General features: G+C 41.1%; 3 protein-coding genes. All 3 read right to left on the bottom strand.

Annotated features, from left to right (window positions below; all coding sequences use genetic code 11):
• A partial coding sequence (locus Q0E19_RS11825) for a hypothetical protein (RefSeq protein WP_294409747.1) occupies positions 1-583 on the bottom strand: 583 nt, incomplete at its 3' end.
• Positions 580-900, bottom strand: coding sequence for a hypothetical protein (locus Q0E19_RS11820; RefSeq protein WP_294409744.1), 321 nt, complete (start codon positions 898-900; stop codon positions 580-582). The genes Q0E19_RS11825 and Q0E19_RS11820, both read right to left, overlap by 4 nt.
• A 103-nt stretch (positions 901-1,003) precedes the next feature.
• Positions 1,004-1,723 carry a DUF2807 domain-containing protein gene (locus Q0E19_RS11815; protein WP_294409742.1) on the bottom strand — a complete coding sequence of 240 codons (720 nt, stop codon included), beginning with the start codon at positions 1,721-1,723 and terminating at the stop codon, positions 1,004-1,006.
• Positions 1,724-2,475: the final 752 nt, after the last annotated feature.

The following is a 2,475-nucleotide window of genomic DNA, read 5'->3' as shown; positions in this document are numbered from 1 at the left end:
TGGCTTTGCCGTTGATAGCCTCGTCGCCAAACTTGGTGTTGCCATCGTCTGAAGGATAATAATATCTGAAGAATCCGCCATCCACAGCATACCATTTCACCAAGTCGCCTACTACATGAGCCGAAACCACATAGTCGTCAATGCCCATAACCTTGAAGTCTGCCTTGGCTTGCTGCAATTCTTCGTCGTTTTTGCAATAGCGCACTTCACCTTTCGTTTGTGCTGCCATGTCGCCACGCTTAATCCAATAGCCATCATCGCCTACGGTAGGAGCCAGCGGAGTTTTGATGCCATGCATCACGGTTTCTATAATTGAGCGCGTGCAAGCCTTTGTGCTTAGCGGATTGTTAATTACTTTAAGCCCCTGGGTAGCAAGCAAAGCCAATTTGTCGAGATTGACGGTTTGGCGTGCCATACTTAGACAAATATCGAAGTCGGCAACATCGTCGGGGATATTATTCTCGTCGACCACTACAACATCGCTACTCAAACAATTTGCTGCAGCCAGCAGTATGGCTCTATCCTTATCAACGCTATTGGGCGAAAACACCACATCACGCATAACAGCCAATACCTTCATCACTTTCCCGACTCAAGAAACTGTTCTGCCTTTTCCACATCCGTAGCATGATCCACATCCAACACCTTGCTGAAAGGATAAGCCTTTAGCTTCAATCCTCCTGCCACCAAAGCACGCTGGAAGTTGCGCATACGGCTAACCCCATTCTGCATACACTCTTCGAGTATGCGAATGCAAGGGGCAGTAAGACCATATATACCGCCTGAGATATAACGAATACCGTCTTCATACTTATCGTAGAAGCCGGTAATATCATCAGCAGCATCTGTTGCTACATACAAAGGTTTCTCGTCGTCTATATAATCGGTTACGCCCATCATGCAGTCGTAACCCTGAGCCAATGCTTTTTCAAAGTTTTCTACAAAGGTAGTAATATTTCACGGATTAAGAAAACTTTTTATAAGTTTTTTAGTTTTCTAAACTTTACTTCCTACTGCCACGAACCATAAGTTCGGTAGTATCTATATTACCTGTGCCTCTTACGTTCTTACTCAACGATTTAACAGTTCCTTCGAGGTCGATATTGCCTACTCCGCTCAGCAGACAGTCTACGTGTCCTGCATTCTTAAATTCTACATCGGCATTGCCTACACCAAGCATAGCTATCTTAGTACGATTGGCTGTCAGTTTATCAACTTCCAAGTTGCCAGCACCTTTTACAACAAGGTAAGCCTCATCACACACAATTCTATCAAAATCAATGTTGCCTGCCCCATTAAGCTCAACGTTTAGAGTATCGGTATCAAGAAGATTCTTTGCTTCAAAGTCGCCAGCTCCACGCATGACAACAGAAATCAAATCAGGCGAAGATACATAGATATCAGCCTTCTCTGAGCGATCTACGCGAAACCAGTCTTTCTCGTCTAACGAGAGATATAAGGTTTGGTTTTTCACCTTAGCCTTTACATTATCCACTATACTCTTGCGACCCTTTATCGCAACACCTCCACGCGAAGCCTGCGAGAATTCAACATCGAGTGCGCCATCAAGCACAATCTTATTGAAATAAGGCAGACTCTTTAACTGCTTGGTAACCTTGCAACCATCATAGCTTATCGACTTGCCATTCTTAGCATCCAATCCTTCTTTAGCATTACTTGCATTACAAGCGGCAAAGGCAAACACAAATGCCAAAGCCATCATAATAGAAAATATTCGCTTCATAGTCATAAATATATTAAATGGTTATTAAATCAATTGCTTTAAGAGCTCTATAACCTTATAGACGTAATTTGCAAGAGAATTGTTGCAAGCAAATCAACATTTTTTTCGATTACACCTTTCAAATTAAGCATATAGCCTCGTGAAGCAAAACATATAGCCGCATGAAACGAATGTATTTGTAGCGTATTTTCTTGATACTCGAAATAAAAAACCTATCTTTGAGCAGAAATTAATGATTATAGTTGCGACGGTTTAGCAAGTAGCTTTCATTCAATGATTTAACTAACTTCATTCGCTATCGAAGTTAAACTTCAATCAATCTTTGCTTACTATCAAATGTATCTTTGCTTACTATCAAACCTATTTTTGCTTCCTTTCAAATGTCAATATGATTGCTGTCAAATGTAATTTAATACATCGTTAACTATAACGATAATTGTAGTCCCTATGAAACATCCGTTTATTCATAGATATTTTTAGACGGAGGTATAAAAATGATAGCCAACCACAAGGCATTAACCTACGGTTGGCTATCTGAATTATCTATCTAATAATAGTACGAAAAACCCATTCTTAGTTCTCTTCAAACTTCTTCACAGCTCTGAGCTGATGACGCATGTTGCTAAGAAGCTGCTGACTCTCCTGCAAGAGGTTGAGGTAAACCAATCCTGCCTGCAAATTCTGAGTATTAGAGGTCTGCATGCGGTCGATATGCCGCTTACGAACTACTG

Source organism: uncultured Ruminococcus sp. (assembly GCF_934476685.1).
Lineage (GTDB): Bacteria > Bacillota > Clostridia > Oscillospirales > Ruminococcaceae > Hominimerdicola.
The sequence above is the reverse complement of the archived record's forward strand: the minus strand, read 5'-3'. Positions and strand labels throughout refer to the sequence as shown.

What these genes read in the sequence shown, in the direction of transcription:
- Q0E19_RS11820 (WP_294409744.1), bottom strand. Translation starts at nt 900, where the DNA reads ATGATGGGCGTAACCGATTATATAGACGACGAGAAACCTTTGTATGTA.
- Q0E19_RS11815 (WP_294409742.1), bottom strand. Translation starts at nt 1,723, where the DNA reads ATGATGGCTTTGGCATTTGTGTTTGCCTTTGCCGCTTGTAATGCAAGT.